Source organism: Amycolatopsis sp. lyj-112 (genome assembly GCF_046549055.1).
Classification (GTDB): Bacteria; Actinomycetota; Actinomycetes; order Mycobacteriales; family Pseudonocardiaceae; genus Amycolatopsis.
In genome coordinates, this window is sequence record NZ_JAJPWS010000001.1 from 883,045 (window position 1) to 906,543 (window position 23,499).

The 23,499-nt window shown below is 67.8% G+C and carries 23 protein-coding genes; 12 read left to right on the forward strand and 11 right to left on the reverse strand.

The features are described from left to right. Positions 1-192 precede the first annotated feature (192 nt). A complete protein-coding gene (locus ACLJRL_RS04250) occupies positions 193-1,659 on the forward strand; it encodes a DUF1996 domain-containing protein (RefSeq protein WP_410654647.1) in 1,467 nt (488 codons plus the stop codon). A 503-nt stretch (positions 1,660-2,162) separates the two neighbouring features. Further along, a complete protein-coding gene (locus tag ACLJRL_RS04255) occupies positions 2,163-2,720 on the forward strand; it encodes a sugar O-acetyltransferase (protein ID WP_410654648.1) in 558 nt (185 codons plus the stop codon). Between the two features lie 3 nt (positions 2,721-2,723). Here ACLJRL_RS04255 and ACLJRL_RS04260 read toward each other — a convergent pair whose 3' ends face one another. Continuing rightward, entirely contained in the window at positions 2,724-3,191 is a 468-nt protein-coding gene (locus ACLJRL_RS04260; protein ID WP_410654649.1) for an Lrp/AsnC family transcriptional regulator, read from the reverse strand. Between the two features lie 103 nt (positions 3,192-3,294). Between ACLJRL_RS04260 and ACLJRL_RS04265 the strand changes: the two genes are divergently transcribed. Continuing rightward, a complete protein-coding gene (locus ACLJRL_RS04265; RefSeq protein ID WP_410654650.1) occupies positions 3,295-3,771 on the forward strand; it encodes a DUF2000 domain-containing protein in 477 nt (158 codons plus the stop codon). A 168-nt stretch (positions 3,772-3,939) separates the two neighbouring features. Here the strand turns inward: ACLJRL_RS04265 and ACLJRL_RS04270 are convergent, their stop codons facing one another. Genes ACLJRL_RS04270 through ACLJRL_RS04290 form a run of 5 tightly spaced genes read right to left on the reverse strand, consistent with a single transcriptional unit; the run spans position 3,940 to position 8,136 of the window. Beyond that, complete coding sequence (locus ACLJRL_RS04270) at positions 3,940-4,731, reverse strand: alpha/beta fold hydrolase (RefSeq protein ID WP_410654651.1); 792 nt, start codon at positions 4,729-4,731, stop codon at positions 3,940-3,942. Between the two features lie 30 nt (positions 4,732-4,761). Then, positions 4,762-5,808 (reverse strand): NAD(P)H-dependent flavin oxidoreductase, encoded by a 1,047-nt coding sequence (locus ACLJRL_RS04275; RefSeq protein WP_410654652.1) that lies wholly within the window; start codon positions 5,806-5,808, stop codon positions 4,762-4,764. Beyond that, positions 5,805-6,530 carry a CoA-transferase subunit beta gene (locus ACLJRL_RS04280; RefSeq protein ID WP_410654653.1) on the reverse strand — a complete coding sequence of 242 codons (726 nt, stop codon included), beginning with the start codon at positions 6,528-6,530 and terminating at the stop codon, positions 5,805-5,807. The genes ACLJRL_RS04275 and ACLJRL_RS04280 overlap by 4 nt, the downstream gene beginning before the upstream one ends. Next, the gene (locus tag ACLJRL_RS04285; RefSeq protein WP_410654654.1) at positions 6,527-7,387 is read right to left on the reverse strand and encodes a CoA transferase subunit A; all 861 of its coding nucleotides are present in this window, start codon (positions 7,385-7,387) and stop codon (positions 6,527-6,529) included. The genes ACLJRL_RS04280 and ACLJRL_RS04285 overlap by 4 nt, the downstream gene beginning before the upstream one ends. Beyond that, positions 7,384-8,136 (reverse strand): enoyl-CoA hydratase family protein, encoded by a 753-nt coding sequence (locus ACLJRL_RS04290; RefSeq protein ID WP_410654655.1) that lies wholly within the window; start codon positions 8,134-8,136, stop codon positions 7,384-7,386. The genes ACLJRL_RS04285 and ACLJRL_RS04290 overlap by 4 nt, the downstream gene beginning before the upstream one ends. Positions 8,137-8,228: 92 nt before the next feature. On the opposite strand from ACLJRL_RS04290, the gene ACLJRL_RS04295 reads away from it, so the two are divergent. From ACLJRL_RS04295 to ACLJRL_RS04310, 4 genes are all read left to right on the forward strand, one after another. After that, complete coding sequence (locus ACLJRL_RS04295) at positions 8,229-9,026, forward strand: SDR family oxidoreductase (protein ID WP_410654656.1); 798 nt, start codon at positions 8,229-8,231, stop codon at positions 9,024-9,026. Further along, positions 9,023-9,928, forward strand: a complete 906-nt coding sequence (locus ACLJRL_RS04300; protein ID WP_410654657.1) for an SDR family oxidoreductase — start codon at positions 9,023-9,025, stop codon at positions 9,926-9,928. Before ACLJRL_RS04295 ends, ACLJRL_RS04300 begins: the two co-directional genes overlap by 4 nt. A 117-nt stretch (positions 9,929-10,045) precedes the next feature. After that, positions 10,046-10,891, forward strand: a complete 846-nt coding sequence (locus tag ACLJRL_RS04305) for an SCO6745 family protein (RefSeq protein WP_410654658.1) — start codon at positions 10,046-10,048, stop codon at positions 10,889-10,891. A gap of 39 nt (positions 10,892-10,930) precedes the next feature. Further along, positions 10,931-11,416 carry a pyridoxamine 5'-phosphate oxidase family protein gene (locus ACLJRL_RS04310; RefSeq protein WP_410654659.1) on the forward strand — a complete coding sequence of 162 codons (486 nt, stop codon included), beginning with the start codon at positions 10,931-10,933 and terminating at the stop codon, positions 11,414-11,416. On the opposite strand, the gene ACLJRL_RS04315 is transcribed toward ACLJRL_RS04310, so the two are convergent. Further along, the gene (locus ACLJRL_RS04315) at positions 11,413-12,576 is read right to left on the reverse strand and encodes a steroid 3-ketoacyl-CoA thiolase (protein ID WP_410654660.1); all 1,164 of its coding nucleotides are present in this window, start codon (positions 12,574-12,576) and stop codon (positions 11,413-11,415) included. The genes ACLJRL_RS04310 and ACLJRL_RS04315 overlap by 4 nt on opposite strands. Positions 12,577-12,819: 243 nt before the next feature. Here ACLJRL_RS04315 and ACLJRL_RS04320 point away from each other — a divergent pair, with 243 nt between their 5' ends. From ACLJRL_RS04320 to ACLJRL_RS04330, 3 genes are read left to right on the forward strand one after another with little or no spacing between them, the layout of a single operon-like run. Then, entirely contained in the window at positions 12,820-14,046 is a 1,227-nt protein-coding gene (locus ACLJRL_RS04320) for a cytochrome P450 (protein WP_410654661.1), read from the forward strand. 45 nt (positions 14,047-14,091) lie between these two features. After that, entirely contained in the window at positions 14,092-14,880 is a 789-nt protein-coding gene (locus tag ACLJRL_RS04325) for a transglutaminase-like domain-containing protein (protein WP_410654662.1), read from the forward strand. 47 nt (positions 14,881-14,927) lie between these two features. Next, positions 14,928-15,950 carry a YhjD/YihY/BrkB family envelope integrity protein gene (locus tag ACLJRL_RS04330; protein ID WP_410654663.1) on the forward strand — a complete coding sequence of 341 codons (1,023 nt, stop codon included), beginning with the start codon at positions 14,928-14,930 and terminating at the stop codon, positions 15,948-15,950. A gap of 81 nt (positions 15,951-16,031) precedes the next feature. On the opposite strand, the gene ACLJRL_RS04335 is transcribed toward ACLJRL_RS04330, so the two are convergent. The 3 genes from ACLJRL_RS04335 to ACLJRL_RS04345 are packed head-to-tail and all read right to left on the reverse strand — an operon-like array spanning position 16,032 to position 19,235. Next, positions 16,032-17,192, reverse strand: coding sequence for a thiolase domain-containing protein (locus ACLJRL_RS04335; RefSeq protein WP_410654664.1), 1,161 nt, complete (start codon positions 17,190-17,192; stop codon positions 16,032-16,034). Further along, positions 17,189-18,244, reverse strand: coding sequence for a thiolase domain-containing protein (locus tag ACLJRL_RS04340; protein ID WP_410654665.1), 1,056 nt, complete (start codon positions 18,242-18,244; stop codon positions 17,189-17,191). Before ACLJRL_RS04340 ends, ACLJRL_RS04335 begins: the two co-directional genes overlap by 4 nt. A gap of 7 nt (positions 18,245-18,251) precedes the next feature. Beyond that, on the reverse strand, positions 18,252-19,235 hold the full coding sequence (locus ACLJRL_RS04345) for a Zn-ribbon domain-containing OB-fold protein (RefSeq protein WP_410654666.1): 984 nt from the start codon (positions 19,233-19,235) through the stop codon (positions 18,252-18,254). Positions 19,236-19,333: 98 nt separating this feature from the next. Here ACLJRL_RS04345 and ACLJRL_RS04350 point away from each other — a divergent pair, with 98 nt between their 5' ends. Then, complete coding sequence (locus ACLJRL_RS04350) at positions 19,334-20,893, forward strand: acyl-CoA synthetase (RefSeq protein ID WP_410654667.1); 1,560 nt, start codon at positions 19,334-19,336, stop codon at positions 20,891-20,893. A 126-nt stretch (positions 20,894-21,019) separates the two neighbouring features. Here the strand turns inward: ACLJRL_RS04350 and ACLJRL_RS04355 are convergent, their stop codons facing one another. After that, a complete protein-coding gene (locus tag ACLJRL_RS04355; protein WP_410654668.1) occupies positions 21,020-21,808 on the reverse strand; it encodes a crotonase/enoyl-CoA hydratase family protein in 789 nt (262 codons plus the stop codon). 69 nt (positions 21,809-21,877) lie between these two features. Between ACLJRL_RS04355 and ACLJRL_RS04360 the strand changes: the two genes are divergently transcribed. Beyond that, positions 21,878-23,494: an acyl-CoA synthetase gene (locus tag ACLJRL_RS04360; protein ID WP_410654669.1), complete on the forward strand. Its 1,617-nt coding sequence runs from the start codon at positions 21,878-21,880 to the stop codon at positions 23,492-23,494. The last annotated feature ends 5 nt before the right edge of the window (positions 23,495-23,499 follow it).

A 23,499-nucleotide genomic window follows, 5' to 3' on the forward strand; every position in this document is an offset into this window, starting at 1 on the left:
GATAACGGTGGGGTCGCGTTTTGAACCGGCCCCCAGTCGGAACCGTATCTCTCAGTAGCCGGATCTCCCTCGGCGGGCGAACAAAAGGTTCGCCGCGAATTCGGTAATTCCGTATTCGACAAATGCGTAGCTCATGCCTGGGTACAAGTGGTTTCTCAGCCGTGCCCGGAAACGAATGAGGTGAGCAAGTCAATGGCACGAAATCAAGGGCGCCATCGTATCGCCCGCAGGACCAAGATCGCGACCGCGTTGCTGGGCCTGTCGATCGCGGTCGGGGGTCTGGTGGTGGCCACCACGACCGGCGACTCGGACAGCGCTTCCGCGGACGAGGTGGACAAGTCGCAGTTCGTGGACATCACCAAGGTCCAGCCGAACGTCGACAAGCCGGAACCCGGTGAAGACGCGTCCACGGGCTCGTTCACCGTCAACTGCGGCAAGAACGAGAACGGGCACTTCAACCCCGACAACTTCATCGCGCAGCCGGGTATCCGCAATGGAGCCCAGCATCTGCACGACTACGTCGGAAACCTTTCCACCGACGCGGATTCGAACAACGACAGCCTGCTGGGCGCCGGTACCACCTGTGCGAACGGTGACGAATCGACGTACTTCTGGCCGGTGGTGAGGATCGACACCGAGGAGGAGGGCGAACAGGAGCAGGGCGAACAGAACGCGGACAACCAGCAGAACCAGAACGACCAGAACGACCAGCAGGGCCAACAGAACCAGCAGCAGAACGAGAATCAGCAGCAGAACCAGCAGGGTGCCCAGAACCAGCAGGGCGCCGGCCAGAACCAGGATCAGCAGCAGGGTGGCCGGGACCAGCAGCGTCAGGCCGATCGGAACTCCGGCGGCGGCGGTCAGCCGCAGGGCGATCGCGACCAGAACCGCGACGGTAACCGGCAGCAGAACCAGAACCAGAACAACGACGCCGACCAGAACCAAGGCCAGAACAACCAGAACCAGGGCCAGGACAACCAGAATCAGAACGACCAGAACCAGAACAACCAGGATCAGAACAACCAGGATCAGAACAACGACAACCAGAACAACAACGAGCAGGAACAGGCCGAGCAGGACCAGGTCGAACTCGAAGCACCGAACGCGGAGAACGAACTCGCCGGCAACGACGGGGAGATCCAGCGTCCCGCGGTCGTCGACATCACCTTCAAGGGCAACGCCCAGGAGAAGGTGAAGGAGATGCCGAAGTTCCTCCGGATCCTTTACGGTGACGCGAAGGTCACCGCCAACGGCCCCGCCAACGCGCGGGAAAGCTGGACCTGTACCGGGTTCGAGGACAGGGTGATCAAGCAGTACCCGATCTGCCCCGAGGGCAGTGACGTCAAGCGGGTGCACACCTTCGCGAGCTGTCTCGACGGCAACAACATCGACAGCGAGAACCACCGCGATCACATCAAGTACCCCAACGAGAACGGCGAGTGCGGGAACGGCCTGACCGCCGTACCGGAGCTCACCATCTCGCTGACCTACAAGATCCCCCGGGAGATCCAGGTCAACGGCCAGTACAAAGTGGACTCGTTCCCCGAGGAGGATCACAACCCCTTCTCCGACCATGACGATTTCGCGAACGTGATGTCGAACCAGATCATGAACCGCCTCGTCGATTGCATCAACGAGGGTCGGAAGTGTCGCGAATGAATCGCTGACGACTTTCCTTTCAAGTGAGGAGACTTTCCCTCGGCGGGACGTCCCCAGTGTCCACAATGTTCTCGTGGGTACGGTGATGTCGTTGTGCGCCAAGGGAAAGTCTCCTCTCTTTGTGTCGCGAGTGATCCGCGTCACCTCAATTAAATTCGGCAAACAGGTGACACGGACGCAGTTCGGGTTTATCGTTTTCAGTAGAACGCCGAAGGAACTTCACAACTCCACCAGAGATTCCCCGAAGTAATCGGGTAGCAGTCGTCCTCGGCTCACTTCGACGCCGGGGCAGTTCAAGGGAAGCGAGAACCGGCGAACAGGAAGGAAAATACTCCGGCCCGGCGGGTCCCCCCTTACACCTCACCCACCCGCCGGGCCGGCCCTCTCTCGAAACGGATCGACACAACTGAAGATCACTCCGCAAGCCCCCGCCCTGCCGGCGGCCTCCCGAGGGAGGCTCGCCGGCAGGGTTCTTTCCTGGGCGTTTCGGTAGGTTGGGCGCCATGGGTGAGCACAAGGACCGCATGCTGCGCGGCGAGCTGTACCGGGACAACGATCCCGAACTGGTCGCGGACCGCAGGCGCGCGCAAGGTCTCGTCGACCGGTTCAACGTCACGGGCGCGGAGGAGACCGATGAGCGGGGCACGATCCTGCGCGAACTGCTGGGCAAGCTCGGCGAGGACTCCTGGATCATGCCGAGGTTCCAGTGCGACTACGGCTACCTGATCGAGATCGGCGACAACAGCTTCCTCAACTACGACGCCATCCTGCTCGACTGCGCCCCGATCAAGATCGGCTCGGACTGCTCGATCGGCCCGCGCTGCCAGTTGCTGACCGCGCTGCACCCCATGGAGGACCACGAACTGCGGCGGCAGCGGTGGGAATCGGCCGCGCCGATCACCATCGGGAACAACGTCTGGTTCGGTGGCGGCGTCATCGTCTGCGCCGGGGTCACCGTCGGGGACGACACCGTGGTGGGCGCGGGCAGCGTCGTCACGCGGGATCTGCCGTCGAAGGTGTTCGCCGCGGGTAATCCGGCGCGGGTCATCAGAGAGCTGTGAGCGTCACCGGTTCACCGGCGTGATCCGCGTGCGCCGGATGTGCTCGAACACCATCGACGTGCGCACGTCGGCGACCTCGGGCCGTTCGGTCAGCTTGTCGATCACGAAGGCGTAGAGGCTCTCGTTGTCGGGAACGGCTACGTGCAGGATGAAGTCTTCCGTGCCGGTGGTGACGTAGAGGCCGACGATATCGGGCAGGGCGTTGACCCAGTTCCGGAAGGCTTCGATGTTCCTTCGTGAAGGCGGGCGCACCCGGATCGCGATGAGCGCCTGCACCCCGCGGCCGATCGACGGCAGATCCACGTCCAGCAGCGCGCCGCGGATCACGCCGCGCTCGCGCAGGCCGCGGGTGCGGTCCAGCGCGGTGGTCGGCGAGACGCCCACCGCGGCGGCCACTTCGCGGTTGGTCTTCCGTGCGTCCGACTGCAATTGCGCCAGGATCGCCTGATCAAGTTCGTCCAGATGCGCCATAACGCACGTCCTCCCGTATTAAGTACGAACTCGATGGACTCTACCCGTATGTGCACTTAGCTTGGCCTTGTTCATCCGTTGAAGTGAGCAGGAGACCTTCTGAATGTCCGAGCACGATACGGCCATCGGGTTCACTCCCGAGGAGATCGACCCCACCGCGTCCACCCGATCGGCCAGGTTGAAGTGGGTCATCGTGGTCAACAGTGAGCTGCCGCCCGGACGCGCGGCCAACGCGGCCGTCTGCACGGCCGTCGCCACCGCGACGGCCGTGACCGGTCTCCTGGGAGACGAAGCCGTCGACGCCGACGGCGAGCACTACACGGGCTTGCCGTGGACCGGCTGCTCGGTGCTGTCCGCCGACCCCGCGAAACTGCGGGCCATCCGCGCCAAGGCCGCGGCCTCGCCGGGGTGCCACGTCGCCGACATGCCCGCGGTCGCCCAGCAGATCCGGGTCTACGCCGATTTCCTCGCGACGATGAAGGAGATCCCGACCGAGGAGATGGACTACTGCGCGGTCGGGATCGTCGGACCGCGCAACCGGATCGACAAGCTGGTCGGGAAGCTGTCTCTGCTGCCCTGACCGTGCCGAATGCGCGTGTCGTCCGCCTGATCACGCGTGTCGTCCCTCCACACACGGATGCCGGCTGTGCGGGAAAGACGAACACCTGTGATCAGAAGGCGAACACCTGTGATCAGAAGGCGAACTCGCGTGATTGGACGGACGAGACGGGACTTAAGACGGGGTGGTTCAGGCTTCGAGGAGGTCGCGCAGCGCTTCGGTGAACTGGGCCGGATTCCGTTGCGGCGCCAGGTGAGCCCCGGGCATCTCGGTGAACGGCAAGCCCAGTTCCAGCGCGAGGACCTTCGCGGGGTGGTAGTGATAGTGGCCCCGGCTGCCGACGCCCGCGACCGGGAAGATCTCGGTCCGGGCCTTGCGCAACGCCCGCAGGTCGGGCAGGTAGTCGAGGATCTCGGACAGCTCACGGTCGAACAGCCGCTTCCAGTCCTCCTCGTTCGGCAGCCGGATCGCGCGCAGTTCGGGCAGGGCGGCGCCGGCGATACCGTCGGTGAACCGTTTGAACGCGCCCATGAGGTCGCCCGCCTGCGCCAGCCGGACCTGCGAGGCGGCCTCGTCGAGCCAGCCCATCGCGTCCGGGAGCAGCTGGACGGCGGGAGGTTCGTGGGCGACCAGCACGCTCGCCGCGTCCGGGTAGCGGGCGACGAGGTCGAGGCCGATGAGCGCGCCCGCGCTGGTCCCGAACACGTTCGCGGGCCCGCCGCCGACGTGCTGGAGGACGGCGTGGGCGTCGTCGGCCTGCTTCGGCACGCTGACCGGGCCGGTGCCGGTGTCGGTGCTGCGGAAGTGGCCGCGCCGGTCGTAGGTGACGACGGTGTAGTCGTCGGCGAGCAGCTTCGTCATCGCCCGGAAGGTGTCCGCCGAGCCCAGCCCACCGGCGATCAGGAGCAGAAGCGGTCCCTCGCCGGTGCTGCGGACGTACAGCTCACCGTCCTCGACCGGACAACGACTCTCCGAGATCATGCGCGAAGTCAAGCACAGCGCGATCGCCTCTCAATCGGAGGCCAGCCGCTGCAGGATGCCGGTGGCGTCGGCCACGATCGACTCGATCAGCTCGCCGACCGGCGGCAGGTCGTCGAGCAGGCCGACGACCTGCCCGGACGCCAGCACCCCGGCGCCGGGGTCGCCCTCGACCAGCCCGGCGCGCAGCAGCATCGGGGTATTCGCGGCCATCAGAACCTGGGACCAGGTCCGGTCGCCGCCGCGTTTCATCCGCAGTCCTTCGGTGGTCAGCGACCGCCAGGAGAGGCCGGTGAGCTTCCGGAACTTCGCGGCGTTGCGGGCGGCCCTGGCCAGCCCGCTCACCGGACCGGCGGACTCGAGCGCGTCGACCAGCTCAGTCCGGAGGACGCGGTGCGGCATCCCGTCCACCTTGCGGGTGACGACGGTGCCGTTGAGGTCACGGGCGAGGTAGGCCTGCTTGATCGCGTCGGGGACGGTGCTCTCCTGGGTGAGGAGGAACCGGGTGCCCATGGCGACCCCGGCGGCCCCGTACGCGAGCGCAGCAGCCAATCCACGGCCGTCGAAGAACCCGCCGGCCGCGACCACCGGGATGTCGACGGCGTCCAGGACCGAAGGGAGCAGCAGGGTCGTGGCGACGCCACCGGTGTGCCCGCCGCCTTCGCCGCCCTGCACGATGACGGCGTCCGCGCCCCAGCCCGCGACCTTCTCCGCGTGCCGGGCGGCACCGACCGAAGGGACGACGAGGACGCCGTTGTCCTTCAGCTTCGCGATCATGTCCTTCTTCGGCGCCAGCGCGAAGGAAGCGACCCGTACCTCTTCGGTGATGAGCAGGTCGACCCGGCGCCCGGCGTCTTCGGCGTCCGCGCGCAGGTTGACCCCGAACGGCCGTGAGGTGCGGCTCTTGACCTCTTTGATCGCCGCGGCCAGTTCGTCGAAGGTCATCGTCGCCGACGCGAGGATGCCGAGCCCGCCCGCTTCGGCCGTCGCGGACACCAGCCGCGGCCCGGCGACCCAGCCCATCCCGGTCTGGACGACCGGATGCCGGATTCCGGCGAGTTCGGTCAGCGCGGTCTTCACGACGGGACTTCCTTGTCCCGCAAGGACTTCGGATCGAGGCTGGTCCGGATCAAGAGCAGCTCCGACTCGGTCGGCAGCCGGGACTCGGCCACGTCGTCGGCGATCAGCGGGAACGAGGTCGCTTCGAGTACCTCGTCCACGGAAACCCCGGGGTGCACCGAAACCAGCCGCGGAGCGTGGTCCTCGCCGCCGAAATCGAGGACACCGAGATTGGTGACCACGCGGTGGACGTCGTGGTACCGCAACCCGGCCTCGCGCGCCCTGGCATAACCGACCCCGGAAACTACGTCGACGTGGTCGACGAAGATCCGCTTGCTATGCCGGGGGACCCAGTAGCTGGTGCGGTGGTTGGCCGTGTTGCCCGGCCCGCCGCGCACGCCAAGAAGTTGCTTCTTCGGCCGCGAGTGGTCGCCGATCGCCGAGATGTTCTGGTTGCCCTCCCGGTCGATCTGGTTGGCGCCCATCACGACGTGGCGCTTTCCGCGCGGCACGACGGTGTCGAGCACCTTCCGGAACGGCTGCCAGCCTTCGACGACGGCGTCGGGGGTCATCAGATAGGCCTCGCCGTCGGACAGCACGATATCCGGTTCGAAGGTCAGCCGGGCGAGCCGAGCACCCAGCGACGGGATGAAACCCATGGGGCTCACCACGATCTCGCCGTCACCGCGGAACAGTTCGGCGCAGGCCACGACCGCGATCTCGGCGCGCGTCAGGTCACTCATGCGGACTCCCCGAATTCGGCGACGGCTTTCTGGTACTGGGCCTCGTCTCCGGACAGGAACCGGTCCACGAACCCGGGCCAGGCTTCGAGATCCTTGGCCGCTTCGGCGTAGTGACGCTGGAAGCGTTCGTCGCGCCCGTAGTCCGGGACGGCGGTGGTGAAATGCGCGCCGTTCGGGGTCTCGGCGACCCCGGTGACCAGCATCCGGCTCAGCAGCAGGCTCTGCACCGGGCCACCCGCTGAGAGTTCGGCGGTTTCCACGATCTTTTCCGTGGACACGTAACACTTGTCGGCGGCGAGCGCGAACAGTTCGTCGAAGTACGGATCCGGTCCGAGGTACTGCGCGTTGCCCCGGGCGTCGGCCCGGTTGAGGTGGACGAACGCCGCGTCGAGGCGCAGCGCCGGGACGGCCAGCAGCTCCTCGGCGTCGTCGTAGGGCGAACGGACCGTACGCAGCGACGGGTTCAGCCCCACGATGTCGGAGCCGAGGCCCGCTCGCGTCGGCAGAAAGGGAAGCCGTTGCGCCGCAGCGGAAAGCCCAGTGCCGAAGACACCCTCGTCGTACTCGGTCACGGAGATCGAACCGGATTCCCGCACCCGTGAGAACCACGGGTCGTAGGGGATCGTATCCAGCGTGACGAAGCCGAAAACGAGATGCTTGAGCTTGCCCGCCGAGGCCAGCAGTCCGACGTCCGGCCCACCGTAGGAGACCACGGTGAGGTCCTTCACCGGTGAGCGCAGGATCGCGCGCACCAACGCCATGGGTTTGCGCCGGGAACCCCAGCCGCCGATCCCGATCGTCATACCGTCTTCGAGTTCGGCGACGATCTCGTCCGGCGTCATCCGCTTGTCGGTCATGACTTCCCCTTGCCGTCCAAGAACTCCTGGCGCGCGCCGTCGGACACGCCCGCCAGGTTGAGTTCGAAGGTGAATCCCTGCTCGAAGCGGTAGCTGCGGTGCACGGGCTGGACGTCGATGCCGTTGAGGGCCTGTTTCGCCGCGCGGATCACGCGGGTGTCCTTCGCCGCGATCTGGCGTGCTACGCCGAGCGCGGTCTCGTCGAGTTCTTCCCGTGGCACCACGGCGTAGACCGAGCCATGGTGGTGCAACTGCTCCGCGCTGATGGTCGAAGCCGTGTAATACAAGGCCCGCATCAGATGCTGGGGGACCAGTCGCGAGAGGTGGGTCGCCGCGCCCAGCGCTCCGCGATCGACCTCAGGGAGCCCGAAGGTGGCGTCCTCGCTCGCGACCACGATGTCCGCGTTGCCGACCAGCCCGACACCGCCGCCGAGGCAGAAACCTTGCACGGTCGCGATCACCGGCACCGCGCAGTCGTACACCGCCGAGAACGCGGCCGCGCAGCCTTCGTTCGCGCCGATGAGCGCGCTGTAACCCGGATCGCGCTGGATTTCCTTGATGTCGACACCGGCGTTGAAGCCGCGGCCCTCGGCTCGCAGCACCACGACGTGCGTCGCCGGATCGCGGCCGGCGTCGGTGACGGCGGAGGCGAGGGCGAACCACCCCTTCACGCTCAGCGCGTTCACCGGGGGCGCGTCGACCGTGACCACGGCGATGCCGGTCTCCGGTGAGTGGGTGGAAACGCTCATCGTGCACCCTTCCCTGCTACCAAACCTAGCACTTGCTTGGTACGTTAGCAGGGCGCCAGGCCCGGGTACAGCGAGCGGAAGGAGACCCAGGCATGACACTCGAACTCCGCCTCGACGGCGCCGTGGTGCTGGTGACCGGCGGCGTGCGCGGCGTCGGCGCCGGTGTCACCAGGACTTTCCTACGAGCCGGCGCGCAGGTGATCACCTGCGCGCGTACTGAACCCGAGCGGCCGGTCCGCGCCGAAGACGCGGCGTCGACGTTCATTTCCTGCGACGTCCGCGATCCCAAAGAGGTCGACGCGCTCTTCGAGGAGATCCTCCGGCGGCACGGCAGGCTCGACGTGGTGGTCAACAACGCGGGAGGCGCGCCGTTCGCCGATGCCGCGACGGCGTCACCGCGCTTCCACGAGAAGGTGATCGCGCTGAACCTGCTGGCGCCGTTGACCGTCGCCCGCGCGGCGAACGCGATCATGCAGCGCCAGGAGACCGGCGGCGCCATCGTGAACATCAGCAGTGTCAGCGCGACGAGACCATCACCGGGGACGGCGTCCTACGGTGCGGCGAAAGCGGGCTTGGACAACCTGACCTCGACGCTGGCGGTCGAGTGGGCGCCGAAGGTGCGGGTCAACGCGCTCGACGTCGGCATGGTCCGGACGGAGCACACGCATCTGCACTACGGCGACGCGGACGGGATCGCGGCCGTGGGTGCGACAGTCCCGTTAGGACGGTTGGCCGAACCGGACGAGATCGGTGCCTGCGCGGTGTTCCTGGCCTCGCCGCTGGCCTCCTACGTCAGCGGGTCCTGTCTGACCGTCCACGGCGGGGGAGAGGTACCAGCCTTCCTGGCCGCTTCCAATTCCTTGGTCAAAGAACGAAAGGAGCCGGTGTGAGCGGGATCGCCGACAGCCGGATCGTGGTGGTGACCGGTGCCGGTCGCGGGATCGGGCGGGCGCACGCGCTCGCGTTCGCCGCCGAGGGCGCGCGGGTGGTGGTGAACGACCTCGGTGCCGGGATCGACGGCAGCGGCGGGTCGGCCGGGCCCGCGCAGGACGTCGTCGACGAGATCGAAGCGCTCGGCGGCAAGGCCGTCGCCAACACCGACGACATCGCGTCCTGGGACGGAGCCGCCTCTTTGGTCCGCACCACGATCGAATCCTTCGGCGGGCTGGACGTCCTGGTCAACAACGCCGGCTTCCTGCGCGACCGGATGCTGGTCAACCTCGGCGAGGACGAATGGGACGCCGTCATCCGCGTCCATCTGAAGGGGCATTTCGCGCCGACGCGGCATGCCGCCGAGTACTGGCGCGCGGAGGCGAAGGCCGGCCGGGCACGAGCGGCACGGGTGATCAACACCAGTTCCGGCGCGGGTTTGCTCGGCAGCGTCGGACAGGGGAACTACGCGGCCGCGAAGTCCGGGATCCTGGGCCTCACCCTGGTCGCGGCCACCGAGTTCGCGCGCTACGGCGTCACCGTGAACGCGATCGCCCCGGCCGCCCGGACGCGGATGACCGAAGAGGCCTTCGCCGACGACATGGCCGCGCCGGAGGCGGGTTTCGACGCCATGGCCCCGGAAAACGTGTCGCCGCTGGTGGTGTGGCTCGGCAGCGAGGAGTCGTCCGGAGTGACCGGGCGGGTCTTCGAAGTCGACGGCGGGCGCGTCTCGATCGCGCAGGGCTGGCGGCACGGCACCGTTCGGGACAAAGGCTCGCGCTGGTCACCCGGCGAACTCGGCCCCGTCGTCGCCGACCTCCTGGCCGAGGCCCCCGCTCCTGACCCCGTCTACGGCACCTGATCCCCTCCCGCCCCCGCCCTTCCGCCCGCCCGCGTTTAGTCCTCTAGTTGCGGTCCTTGCGCGAGCAACTACCGCAACTAGAGGACTAAACGCGGGGGTTGGGGCCAAGATGGGCGGGTGACGTCCTTGCAGCGGAGGGTCTGGGCAGCGGTCGAGCCGCTACACGCCGTCGTCTACTTCGCGCCGGAAACCGCCGCGGCGGCCAAGGCGGTGGGCCTGCCAGGCTGGTGGATGGGCTACTTCGCCGGCCGGGTCGCGCCGCTCGGGCCGTTGCCGGAACCACCCGTGACAGCGATGCTCTTCGGCTTCGCACCGCGTATGGTCGCGCGATCCCTGCCCGACGCCTGGAAATTCGCCGAACCGGCCGAGGTACTCCGAAGCCGGATGGACGCCGTCGAGGCCGCGCTGCACCGGATCCTGCCTGCCGACGCGCCTCTCGAAGAGCTTGCGAATCTGCTCGAACAAGCCGTTGCCGGAGCTGATCACGCGGCCAGGCCGCTTGCCGCCGCGTGGTCCTCGGTCGCCCGCCCCGAGACCGCGGCGGGCCGCGTCTGGCTCGCGGCCACCATCCTGCGGGAACATCGCGGGGACGGTCACGTGCTGTCCGCCGTCGCCGCCGGGCTGCGGGGGCTCGACACCACGTTGACCCATATCGGCACCGGCGCTGTCACTCGCGAGGTCATCCAGATCAACCGCGGCTGGTCCGACGACGACTGGGACGAGAGCGTCGCCCGGCTCCGCGATCGCGGCATTCTCGACGGGGACCTGAAGCTCACCGACACGGGAATCGTGCTGCGCCACCACATCGAGGCCGAGACCGACCGCCTCGCTACCGGCCCGATCGAAGCGCTCGGCGATGAGGGCGCCGCCGAAGTCCTCCGGCTCGCCGTCCCGTTGAGCCGCCATATCTTCGACACCGGGGCGATCCCGCTGCCGAATCCGATGGGGGCGCTTCGGCCCTGAAGCCTCGAAACTGTCGGTCCCCGGTGGAACGCTGTCCCGATGGCGACGTGGCAGCAGTTCAGTGAGCAGGCACCCGAACTGGCGGAGAAGATCCGGCGCCGGTTCACCGCGGAGAAGTCGCACGTCCTGGCGACCGTCCGTCGCGACGGCTCGCCCAGGGTCAGCGGCAGTGAGGTCGATTTCCGTGAGCAGGACCTGCTGATCGGTTCGATGATTCAGGCGATGAAGGCGAAAGATCTCCAGCGTGACGGCAGGTTCGCGATCCACGCCGCCTCCGCGATCGACAACGGGGGAGAGGACGCGAAGCTGGCGGGCAACGCGGTCGAGATCACCGATCCGGCGGAGGTCGCCCGGTTGCAGGGCGACGACGAACCGGCCCACGTCTTCCGCCTCGACCTCACCGAGGCGGTGCTGACCTGGGTCGAAGGCAACACCATCTATTTCGACTTCTGGAAGGAGGGCCAGGGGAGCAAGCGGCTTGCGAGGCCGGACAACGGTCCGGTGGTCGAGGTCGACCTGGGTTAAAGCCGTTCGATGATCGTGCCGGTGGACAGCGCGCCGCCGGCGCACATCGTCACGAGCGCCGTGCTCGCGTCGCGGCGTTCGAGTTCGTGCAGCGCCGTGGTCAGCAGCCGCGCGCCGGTGCTGCCGACGGGGTGCCCGAGTGCGATCGCGCCGCCGTTCACGTTGACCTTGTCCTCGTCGGGCTGGTGCACCCGTTGCCACGACAGCACAACTGAAGCGAAGGCCTCGTTGACCTCGAACAGGTCGAGGTCGCCGATCGTCATGCCCGCGCGTTCCAGCACGCGTGCGGTCGCCTGCACCGGGCCGTCGAGGTGGTAGTACGGCTCCGCGCCGACCAGGGCCTGCGAGACGATCCGTGCTCGCGGCTTGAGACCGAGCGCGCGGGCGCGGTCCGAGTCCATCAGCAGCAGCGCGGCCGCTCCGTCGGAGATCTGGGATGACGTCCCTGCCGTGTGGATGCCGTCTTCGAGGACGGGCTTGAGCTTCGCGAGACCTTCGACGGTCGTCTCGCGCAAGCCCTGGTCCCGTCCGACCAGCCGGGTCTCGCCGGTCGGCGCGCCGTCTTCGCCGAGCACGGGTGCCTTCACCGTGACGACCTCGCGGTCGAAGTGCCCGGCCGCCCACGCGGCGGCGGCCTTGACCTGCGACGCCGTGCCGAACCGGTCGACGTCCTGCCTGGTGATCCCCCGGCGTTGCGCGATCCGCTCGGCCGCGCCGTACTGGTTGGGCATGTCGATCGACCACGACTCGGGCCGTGGCGTGCCGATGCCTTCGCCGCGGTTCGCGCCCAGCGGGACCCGGCTCATCGCCTCGACCCCGCAGGAGACGCCGGCGTCGATCGCCCCGGCCGCGATGAGCCCGGCGATCAGGTGGGTCGCCTGCTGCGCCGAGCCGCATTGGGCGTCGATGGTGGTCGCGCCGGTCGTCTCGGGAAGCCCGGCGTGCAGCCATGCCGTCCGCGTGACGTTGCCCGCCTGCTCCCCGGCCTGGGTGACGGCGCCGCCGATGGCCTGCTCGATCAAGGCGGGGTCGAGACCCGCGCGTTCGAGCAGGGCGCGCTGCGCCGCCCCGAGGATCTCGGCGGCGTGCAACCCCGCCAGGTGACCCCTGCGCTTGCCGACAGGGGTGCGGACCGCCTCGACGATCACCGGACTACCCACGTTCGCCTCCTGTGAGAACACCGTTCACTGCGGTAAAACTAGAACACGTTCTTGATTTGAGCAAGTCACCCCAGAGTCGGCTCGTTTTTGATCACTGGTCGCGGTTCCCGCATTGTGCCTGGAATCCATGATCCCTCTCGGTCAAGTTAACGGGTTTCACTGAAACTCTTCACGTGGTGAACGCCGTATGCTTCAATCGGGTCTAGAACGTGTTTCATAGGCGAACCGCGTAGGAGGTAGCCCGTGGCCGCTCCGCTGATCCCCACCGGTTTCGATTTCACCGATCCGGATCTTTACGCCGCCAGACTGCCTCTGGAGGAGTTCGCCGAACTCCGCCGCACGGCACCGGTCTGGTGGAACCCACAGCCGCACAACACCGCGGGTTTCCGCGACGACGGCTACTGGGTTGTCAGCCGGCTCGAAGACGTCAAGGCGGTGTCGAGGGACAGCGAGCTGTTCTCGTCGCGGGAGAAGACCGCGATCATCCGCTTCGACGAGAACATGACCGACGACAGCCTCGAAGCGAACCGTCTGGTCCTGCTGAACATGGACGCCCCACAGCACACGAAGCTGCGGCGCATCGTGTCGAAGGGCTTCACTCCGCGGTCCATCGCGAAGCTCGAGGACACCTTGCGCGACCGCGCGGCGAAGATCGTCAGCGACGCCAAGAAGAAGGGCTCCGGCGATTTCGTCACCGACGTCGCCTGCGAACTGCCCTTGCAGGCCATCGCCGAACTGCTCGGCATCCCGCAGGAAGACCGGCTCAAGCTCTTCGACTGGTCCAACCAGATGGTCGCCTACGACGATCCCGAGTACGAGGTCGAGCCGCTCGCCGCGTCGGCGGAGATCGTCGGGTACGCCTGGAACATGGCCGAAGAACGGCGTAAGTGCCCGATGGACGACATCGTCACCAAACTCGTCCAGGCCGACGTCGACGGCGAATCGCTGGCTTCGGACGAATTCGGCTTCTTCGTCATCTTGCTCGCCGTCGCGGGCAACGAGACGACCCGCAACGCGATCACCCACGGCATGAAGGCGTTCCTCGACCACCCGGACCAGTGGGAGCTGTACAAGCGAGAACGGCCGAAGACCGCGCCGGACGAGATCGTCCGTTGGGCCACCCCGGTGGTCGCCTTCCAGCGCACCGCGACCAGGGACACCGAACTCGGCGGACAGCTGATCCGCAAGGGCGACCGGGTCGGGATGTTCTACAGCTCGGCGAACTTCGACCCGGACCACTTCGACGAGCCGGAGAAGTTCGACATCCTCCGCGAGGACAACCCGCACGTCGGTTTCGGCGGTACGGGTTCGCACTACTGCATCGGCGCCAACCTCGCGCGGCTGGAGATCGACCTGATCTTCAACGCCATCGCCGACGTCATGCCGGATATCAGCGAGATCTCCGCGCCCGACAGGCTGCGGTCGAGCTGGCTCAACGGGATCAAGCACTACCAGGTCCGCTACGCCTGAGACGGCGGCCTGATTCGACGGAAGCGCGTGGGGCACCATGGGGCCATGGGTCCCCACGCGCTCGTCGACGTCGAAATGTCCTTCCGGGTCACGAAACCCGGGCCCGCCGCGTTCGTGGTCGCCCTCGCCGGCGGTGCCGAGCAGGAGGAATTCTCCTATCCCGCGCCGCCGCGCCAGGTGGCGTTCGAACACGGGAGCCGGGCGCAGGTCCTCGATCTGCCGCTCGGCGAGCACGTCGTGCGGTACCGCGCCGAACGCGCGGTCGGCCCGGTCGAGGCCGAGAACGTCAGCATGGAGGACCTGATCCGCTACACCCGGCCCAGCCGGTACTGCCCGTCGGACCGGATGGGCGGGCTCGCGCTGTCGCGGTTCGGCGACCTGCCCGACGTGCGCACCAAGGTCGAGGCGATCGTCCGGCATGTGGGTGAGCACCTGTCCTATGTGGTCGGTTCCAGTTCCCCGACCGACGACGCCGTCGACACCTACCTCTCCGGGCAAGGGGTTTGCCGCGACTTCGCGCATGTCTGCATTTCGCTGTGCCGCGTGATCGACATCCCCGCCCGGTTCGTCGCGGTCTACGCGCCCGGACTGTCCCCAATGGACTTCCACGCGGTGTTCGAGGCCGCGATCGACGGCCAGTGGTACGTGTTCGACGCCACCGGGCTCGCGCCGCGGCAGAGCATGAGCCGGATCGCGACCGGACGCGACGCCACCGACACCGCGTTCCTCTCGACGCTCGGCTGTGAGCTGGACTTTCTCGGCAACACCGTGCTGGCGACGGTCGGCCCGGCGCTGCCGGAGGATGACGGTTCGGGGCTGGTCGCGCTCGCTTGATCGCGTGTTGCCCACGGGGCGTGACGTCGCTGAGGTAGACATGGCCTGTGAGGGAGAAGCAGGCACCGACGAAATGGGCGCGGTTGCGCGCCCGCTACCGCTGGCTGGATCACGTGGCGCGGGCGGTGAACCGCTATGTCGAATACGGTGGTTACCACTACGTCGCGTCGATCACGTATTTCAGCCTGTTCTCGCTGGTGCCCATCCTGATGGTCGCGGTGTCGGTGGCCGGCTTCGTGCTGGCGAGCCAGCCGCAGCTGATCGAATCGATGCTCAACGCGATCACCGGCACCCTGCCCGGCGGCCTCGGGGACAAAGCGGGGGAACTGCTCACCGGGTTCGTGGAGCAGCGCACCAGCGTCGGTGTCATCGGTCTGATCATCGGGCTGTACTCCGGCTGGAACTGGATGAACGCGCTGCGGGACGCGCTCACCGCGCTGTGGGGGCAGAACCGGTCGGATCTCCCGCTGCTGCGCACGATCGCCGTCGACCTGCTGGCGCTGCTCGGCCTCGCCGCCGCACTCATCTTCTCTTTCTCCATCACCATTTCCGGGTCCGCGCTCGGCCGCTACCTGCTGGGACTGGCCGGGGTGGACGACACCGCCTGGGGACACAACGTGCTGTCCGCGATCTCGATTCCGCTGGCGTTGCTGGCCAACTGGCTCGTGTTCCTCTGGGTGCTCACCCGGCTGCCGCGGAAACCGGTCGGGGTCCGCAGCGCGATCCGCGGTGCGATCGCCCTGGCCCTGGGCTTCGAACTGCTGAAGCTGGCTGGCGGGATCTACCTGCGGATGATCGGCGACTCGCCGACCGGGGTCGCGTTCGGCTCCATCATCGGTCTGATCTTCTTCATCTCGCTCGTGGCGCGGATGCTGGTTTTCGTCACGGCCTGGACGGCGACCGCGCGGGACGCGCCGCCGGACCCGATCCGGCCGCCGGCGCCCGTGGTGGTGCGGCCCGTGGTGGCACCCGCCGACCGGCACGGCCTCAAACCCGTGCTGGTGGGTGCGGTGACCGGGGTGGTCGCGACGCTGGCCGCGCAACGCCTCCGGCCCCGCCGCCGCACGTGACACAAGTCCCCAGTGCTATGAACGACTCGTTACTTGCGAAATTTGCAAGTAACGAGTCGTTCATAGCACCACCGGGGGCCTTCAGCTCGGCTTCGCCGACCCCACCACCCACATCGAGAAGAACTGCGAACCGCCGCCGTACGCGTGCCCGAGCGCGACGCGCGCGCCGTCGACCTGGTAGTCCCCGGCCCGGCCCATCACCTGCTTGGCCGCTTCGGAGAACCGGAGCATCCCGGACGCGCCGATCGGGTTCGACGACAGCACGCCGCCCGACGGGTTGATCGGCAGCCGTCCGCCGATCGCGGTCTCGCCCGCCTCGGTGAGCTTCCAGCCTTGGCCTTCCTCGGTGAAACCCAGGTTCTCCAGCCACATCGGCTCGAACCACGAAAACGGCACATAGATCTCCGCCGTGTCCACTTCGGACAGTGGATCGGTGATGCCCGCGGCGCGCCACAACGCGGCGGCGGCGTCCCGTCCCGCCTGCGGGTTCACCTGGTCACGTCCGGCGAACGTGGTCGGCTCGGTGCGCATCGCGGTCGCGTGGATCCACGCCGCACCACCGGGAACGGCGTCGCCGGCCGTCTCGTCGCCGATCACCATGGCGCACGCGCCGTCCGAAGAGGGGCACGTCTCGTCGTAGCGGATCGGGTCCCACAGCATCTGCGAGGCCTGCACCGATTCCACGGTGATGTCGGTCTGCCGCAGGTGCGCGTACGGATTCAGGGCCCCGTTGCGCCGGTCCTTGGCCGCCACGATCGCCCCGATGTGGTCGGGGGCGCCGGAACGCCGGATGTACGAGCGCACGTGCGGCGCGAAATAGCCGCCCGCCCCGGCGCCCACGGGCATCTGGAACGGCGGCAGGATCGACAAACCCCACATCGCGTTCGACTCGGACTGCTTCTCGAACGCCACGGTGAGGACGCGCTTGTGCACACCGGCCTGGACGAGCGAAGTCGCCACGAGCGCGGTCGATCCGCCGACCGAACCCGCGGTGTGCACGCGCAGCAAGGGTTTCCCGGTCGCGCCGAGCGCGTCGGCCAGGAACAGTTCGGGCATCATCACGCCCTCGAACAGGTCCGGCGCCTTGCCGAGGACGACGGCGTCGATGTCGTCCCAGCCGGTCTGCGCGTCGAGCATCGCGCGGTCGATCGCCTCCCGGAGCAGCCCGGGCATGGAAACGTCGGTGCGCTTGGCCTTGTGGTGAGTCTGGCCGGTGCCCAGCACGGCCGCGAGGTGCTTCACGAGAGGACCTCCAGGGTCGCGACCAGGTTCTGTTGCAGGACGGGGCCGCTGGTCGCGTGGGCGAGCGTCTTGCGGGCGCTGCCGTCGAGGATGCGGTTCGCCGCTTCGCCGATGCGCGCCAGCCCGGCGGAGAACATCGGATTCCCGGTCAGGACACCGCCCGACGGGTTGATCCGCACCTGATCGCCCAGGTTCAGCGCGTCGCGCAGGATCAGTTCCTGATGGGTGAACGGCGCGTGCAGTTCGGCGAGTTCGACGCCGTCGAGGTCGAGTGCCCGCCCGGCGGCCACTGTGGACGGTGAGCGGGTGAGGTCCCGGACGCCGAGCGCGGGGGAGTCGACCCGGTGCTCGATCCCGGAGATCACCGCGGGACTGTCGACGAGGTCCGCGGCTCGTTCCGCCGAGGCGAGCACGATCACCGCGGCGCCGTCGGTGACCGGCGCGATGTCGTGGGCTCGCAAAGGATCCGCGAAGTATGGGGTATCGAGCAGTTCGGCGACCTCGACCGAGCCGGAGAACTGCGCGGCCGGGTTTCCGGCGGCGTCGGCACGGCTGCGCGCGGCGACTTCGGCCAAGTCCTTTTCGGACCACAGACCCGCTTCGAGGCCCAGCCTGGCCTGGATCCCGGCGACGCTCACCGAGTCCGGCCACAGCGGCGCGACGACGTACGGATCCATCTGCAGCGCCAGCACCCGCCGCAACTGACCGGCCGACGACTTGCCGAAGCCATAGACGAGCGCGGTTTCGGCCTCACCCATCTTGATCTTCAGCCACGCCTCGTACAGCGCCCAAGCGGCGTCCATTTCGACATGCGACTCGTGGATCGGCGGGAAGGCGCCGATGGCGTCGACGGCGGCGATGAACGAGAAGGCGCGTCCGGCGAGGTAGTCCGAGGAACCCGAGCACCAGAACTCGATGTCCTGTTTGGACAGACCGGTCCGTTCGAGGACTTCGGCGAAGATCGGCACCAGCATTTCCACGCCGTTGGTGGTGCCCGGAGTATTACGAACGTTGGGGGCCTGCGCGAAGCCCACTACTGCTACATCCGGCACGGTGTCCTCACAGATGGTGGGCGAAGGATTCGTACGGCGCGTCGGGCTCGCCGGTCGGTTCGAAATGGCCGATGTTCTCCAGCGACGTCCACCATTCGTCCCGTGGTTTCCAGGCCGCGCGCACGCGCATGCCCATCCGGACGTCGGCGGCGTCGCAGCCGAGCACCAGGTGCAGGAACGCGATGTCCGCGCCGTCGAGCAGGATGTACGCCGCCACGTACGGCGGTTTGATCTTCTGTCCGAGGAACGGCACGTTCACGATGCAGAACGTGGTGACGATGCCGGTGTCGGCGAGTTCGACCTCGTCGGTGGTCGGGACGCCGTCGGTCGGGCAGGCGCCGCGCGGCGGGATGTAGACCTTTTCGCACGACGGGCAGCGCTGGCCGATCAGCTTTCCTTCGGCGAGCCTGCGCAGATAGCGGCTCTCCTCCGGCGACGCGGAATGCTCGTAGCGCAGGTGGATCGGCGTGATCACCACGCTGACCGGCGCGCCCTCCTCACGTTTCGCGACCGGGGGAGGCGGGGCCGTGGGTTCGGTGTCGGGCCCGTCGGCGGGGACGAAGTAGGCGATGTCCCTGATGTGGCCGACGGTCTCTTCTGCCCACCGGATACGCACTCGCTGTCCAGTGTGGACATTCGACGGGCTGCCCGCGTCGACGGCGTGCAGGATCGAGGTGTCGGCGCCGTCCAGCCGGATCAGCGCCCACGCGAACGGCCGGGCCAAGGGCTGGCCGTCGAGCGGTTCGGCGATCCAGGACCACGACACGATCTCGCCCACGGCGGCGACGGGCACGAATTCGGACAGCGCTTCGGCCGTCACGGGGTCGTACTCCAGTGGCGGCACGTGGACACGGCCGTCGCTGCCCCGGATGCCTTCGACACGGCGTTCGCGCAGGGCGTTGACGAACCGGCCGAGCACCGGGCCTACCGAACGGGTGTAGTCGAAGCCCACGTTGAGCGGGGCCGACAGCGGGAGTTCAGGTGCGCTCACAGTCTGAGTGAAACACGTTCTCGAAATTCCGGCAAGATCGGCCTTCTGGGCCTTGCTGGCGGTTGCTCTTGTGTGGAACGCGTTCTAGATTTGCGCGTATGTCGACTGCTACGGGGACACTTGGGGTCTGGAACATCGCCGCGCAGGAGCCGGAGCGGGTCGCGCTCGTCGACCCCGACGGCCGCTCGATCGGCTACGGCGATCTGGCCGCGAAGGCGAACGCGTATTCCCGGGGCTTGCAGGCCCTCGGGCTCGAGGCCGGGGACGTGGTCGTCGTCCTGCAGCCCAACGGCGACGAACTCGTGGCGGCCTATTTCGCCGCCATCCAGTCCGGTCTGTACATCGTGGTGGTCAACTGGCACCTGGTCGGGCCGGAGGTCGCCTACATCCTTTCCGACAGTGGCGCCAAGGCGTTCCTCGCGCACGAACGGTTCGCCGACGTCGCGATCGCCGCCGCCGACGAGGCGGGGATCGCCGAACGCGGACGGTTCGCAGTCGGTGACGTCCCGGGTTTCCGGCGGATCGAGGAACTGGGTTCAGGCGAAGGCGACGGACGTCCGGAGCGGCGTACGGCCGGCTCGCCGATGCTCTACACATCGGGGACCACGGGGCGGCCGAAGGGCGTCCGGCGGCCGCTGTCCGGCGCCGACCCCGACGACGTCCCCGGCGCGTCGACATGGTTCTTCGGGATCTTCGGGCTGGCGCCGCACGACGACCACGTGCATCTGTGCGGATCGCCGCTCTATCACACGGCGGTGCTCAACTTCGTCGCCATTTCCCTGCAGCTGGGCCATACGGCGGTGCTGATGGACCGCTGGGACGCCGAGGACATGCTGCGGCTGATCGACCGGCACCGCGTCACGCACAGCCACATGGTCCCGACGCAGTTCCGGCGGCTGCTCGGGCTGCCGGACGACGTCCGGGCGGCCCACGACCTGAGTTCGCTGCGCGTGATGATCCACGGCGCCGCGCCCTGCCCCCTGGAGGTCAAACGTCGGATGCTCGACTGGTGGGGACCGGTCGTCACCGAGTACTACGCGGCCACCGAGGGCGGCGGCACGGCGATCTCGGGCGAGGAATGGCTGAAGAAACCGGGTTCGGTGGGGCTGCCGTGGCCGGGCTCGACGATCAAGGTGCTCGACGACGAGGGCGCGGAACTGCCCGCGGGCGAGACCGGCACCGTGTACATGAAGATGGGCGACTCGAAGTTCGAGTACCACAAGGACCGGGCCAAGACGGACAAGGCGCGGGTCGGGGATCTGTTCACCCTCGGCGACGTCGGGCATCTCGATGACGACGGCTACCTGTTCCTGCACGACCGCAAGGCGGACCTGATCATTTCGGGCGGCGTCAACGTCTACCCGGCGGAGATCGAGGGTGAACTGGTGATGCACCCGAAGATCGCCGACATCGCGGTGTTCGGCGTCCCGCACGAGGACTGGGGCGAGGCGATCAAGGCCGTCGTGCAGCCGGCGGACGGTGTCGAGCCCTCGCCGGAGCTGACTTCGGAGATCCTCGAATACGCCGCCACCCGGCTGGCGAAGTTCAAGCTGCCGCGTTCAGTCGACTACTTGCCCGAGCTTCCGCGTGATCCCAACGGGAAGCTCTACAAGCGCAAGCTCCGCGATCCCTACTGGGAGGGCCACCGCGCCCCGTAACCCGGATCTCGCGTGATCAGACGGCGATCACGTGTGATTACGCGGCGAACTCGCGTGATCAGACGGCGAACTCGATCATGTCCGTCTGATCACGTGAGTTCGCCGTCTGATCACGCGTGTTGCGGGTTAGCGACCCTTGAAGACGGGCTTGCGCTTCTCGGCGAAGGCGCGGGGGCCCTCCTTCGCGTCTTCGCTCGCGAAGACCGCGATGCCGTATTGGGCGTCGAGCTTGAAGGCCTCTTCCTCGTGCATGCCCTCGGTGTCGCGCATCGTCTTGAGGATCGCGCGGACCGCGAGCGGCCCGTTCGCGGCGATCAGCCCGGCCAGTTCCAGCGCCTTGGCCAGCGCCTCGCCGTCGGGGACGACGTGCCCGATGAGCCCGATTTCCAGGGCCTCGGCCGCCTTGATGTGCCGTCCGGTCAGCAGCAGGTCGGCGGCGACGGTGTACGGGATCTGCCGGGGGAGCCGCACGGCCGAACCGCCCATCGGGAAGAGGCTCCACCGCGCCTCGGACACGCCGAACTTCGCGCTCTCGCCCGCGACGCGGATGTCGGTGCCCTGCAGGATTTCCGTCCCGCCCGCGATGGCCGGCCCTTCGACGGCGGCGATCAACGGCTTCGTCAGCCGGCGTCCCTTGAGCAGGCCCTCGATCCGGCTGGGGTCGAAAGTGCCCTTCTCGAACGAGTCGCTCGGCGAGTTCTTCGACATCGACTTCAGGTCCGCGCCCGCGCAGAACGCGCCGCCCGCGCCGGTGAGTACGCAGCACCGGATTTCGTCGTCCTCGTCGACCCGGTTCCAGGCCTCGACCATGATCCCGAGCATCTCGCCGCTGAGCGCGTTGCGGGCCTCGGGCCGATTCATCGTGACCACGAGGGTGTGTTCGATCTTTTCCACCAGCGCGTGCGGTTCGCTCACCGGTCCTCCACTCACTTTTACTGAACAGCGCCCATTGCCCGGAACGATAACATGTTCTACTTTGGGACCGTGGCACTCAATATCGCGGATCTACTCGAGCACGCCGTCGACGCCGTGCCGGAGCGCATCGCGGTCGTTTGCGGCGATCGGCGGGTCACCTTCGCCGAACTGGAAGAGCGCGCCAACCGGCTGGCGCATCATCTCGCCGCACACGGCGTGGGACCTGGATCCCACATCGGTGTCTATTCCCGGAACTCGATCGAGGCCCTGGAATCGATGATCGCCGCGTACAAGCTGCGCGCGATCGCGATCAACGTCAACTACCGCTACGTCCACGGCGAATTGCGGTACCTGTTCGACAACGCGGACCTCGTGGCGCTGGTCCACGAACGCGAGTATTCGGACAAGGTCGCCGCCGTCCTGCCGGAAACGCCGAAACTGAAACACGTTGTCGTTGTCGATGACGGCAGCGACGGCGAGTACTCGTCCTACGGCGGCGTGAGCTACGAAGCCGCTCTCGCCGAAGGATCGCCTGAACGCGACTTCGGCGAGCGCAGCGCCGACGACATCTACATCCTCTACACCGGTGGCACCACCGGCTATCCCAAGGGCGTCCTGTGGCGCCACGAGGACATCTGGCGCGCGCTGGGCGGCGGCATCAACTTCGTCACCGGCGAGTACGTGCCGGACGAATGGACGCTCGCCGAGCAGGGCAAGTCGGGCAGTCTCGTCCGGCTCCCGGCGGCGCCCCTGATCCACGGCGCCGCGCAGTGGGCCGCGTTCGGCGCGCTGTTCACCGGCAGCCCGGTCGTGTTCGTGCCGCGGTTCGACGCGCACGAGATCTGGCAGGCCGTGCAGGACAACAAGGTCCAGGTGCTCACCATCGTCGGCGACGCGATGGCGCGGCCCCTGATCGAGGCCTACCGCGAGGGTGACTACGACGCGACGTCGATCGTCGCGGTGTCGAGTCACGCCGCCCTGTTCTCCCAATCGGTGAAGCAGGAATTCCTCGCGATGCTGCCCAACGTGGTGATCACCGACGCGATCGGATCCTCCGAAAGCGGGTTCACCGGGATCGGCATGGTCAGCAAGGACAGCGATCATTCAGCCGGTCCCCGGGTCAGTTTCGGCAAGGACGCCATCCTGGTGACCGACGACGGCACGCTCGTCGAGCCGAAACCGGGCGCGATCGGGTTGATCGCGCGGCGTGGGCACGTCCCCCTCGGGTATTACAAGGATCCCGCCAAGACCGAGAAGATCTTCGTCGAGGTCGAGGGCAGGCGGTACGTCGTTCCGGGTGACTACGCCCGCTACGAAGAGGACGGCACGGTGACCCTGCTCGGCCGGGGATCGCAGTGCGTGAACACCGGCGGCGAAAAGGTGTACCCGGAAGAAGTCGAGGGCGCCCTGAAGTCGCATCCGGACGTCTTCGACGCGCTCGTCATCGGCATCCCGGACGACCGGCTCGGGCAGCGGGTGGCCGCGGTGATCCAGCCGCGGACCGGCCGGGAGCTGGACTTCGCCGGGCTCGAAGCGCATGTGCGGACCGAGATCGCCGGGTACAAGGTGCCGCGCACCCTGTGGCTGACCGACGAGATCGGGCGGTCGCCCAGCGGGAAACCGGACTATCCGTGGGCGCAGCGCTACGCCGCCGAGCACGAGCCCGTCACCATCCAACCGGCGTAAGAAGG

Excerpts from the sequence above, each read along its gene's own strand:
- ACLJRL_RS04250 (WP_410654647.1), top strand. The coding sequence starts at position 193 with ATGGCACGAAATCAAGGGCGCCATCGTATCGCCCGCAGGACCAAGATC.
- ACLJRL_RS04255 (WP_410654648.1), top strand. The coding sequence starts at position 2,163 with ATGGGTGAGCACAAGGACCGCATGCTGCGCGGCGAGCTGTACCGGGAC.
- ACLJRL_RS04260 (WP_410654649.1), bottom strand. The coding sequence starts at position 3,191 with ATGGCGCATCTGGACGAACTTGATCAGGCGATCCTGGCGCAATTGCAG.
- ACLJRL_RS04265 (WP_410654650.1), top strand. The coding sequence starts at position 3,295 with ATGTCCGAGCACGATACGGCCATCGGGTTCACTCCCGAGGAGATCGAC.
- ACLJRL_RS04270 (WP_410654651.1), bottom strand. The coding sequence starts at position 4,731 with ATGATCTCGGAGAGTCGTTGTCCGGTCGAGGACGGTGAGCTGTACGTC.
- ACLJRL_RS04280 (WP_410654653.1), bottom strand. The coding sequence starts at position 6,530 with ATGAGTGACCTGACGCGCGCCGAGATCGCGGTCGTGGCCTGCGCCGAA.
- ACLJRL_RS04285 (WP_410654654.1), bottom strand. The coding sequence starts at position 7,387 with ATGACCGACAAGCGGATGACGCCGGACGAGATCGTCGCCGAACTCGAA.
- ACLJRL_RS04290 (WP_410654655.1), bottom strand. The coding sequence starts at position 8,136 with ATGAGCGTTTCCACCCACTCACCGGAGACCGGCATCGCCGTGGTCACG.
- ACLJRL_RS04295 (WP_410654656.1), top strand. The coding sequence starts at position 8,229 with ATGACACTCGAACTCCGCCTCGACGGCGCCGTGGTGCTGGTGACCGGC.
- ACLJRL_RS04310 (WP_410654659.1), top strand. The coding sequence starts at position 10,931 with ATGGCGACGTGGCAGCAGTTCAGTGAGCAGGCACCCGAACTGGCGGAG.
- ACLJRL_RS04325 (WP_410654662.1), top strand. The coding sequence starts at position 14,092 with ATGGGTCCCCACGCGCTCGTCGACGTCGAAATGTCCTTCCGGGTCACG.
- ACLJRL_RS04350 (WP_410654667.1), top strand. The coding sequence starts at position 19,334 with ATGTCGACTGCTACGGGGACACTTGGGGTCTGGAACATCGCCGCGCAG.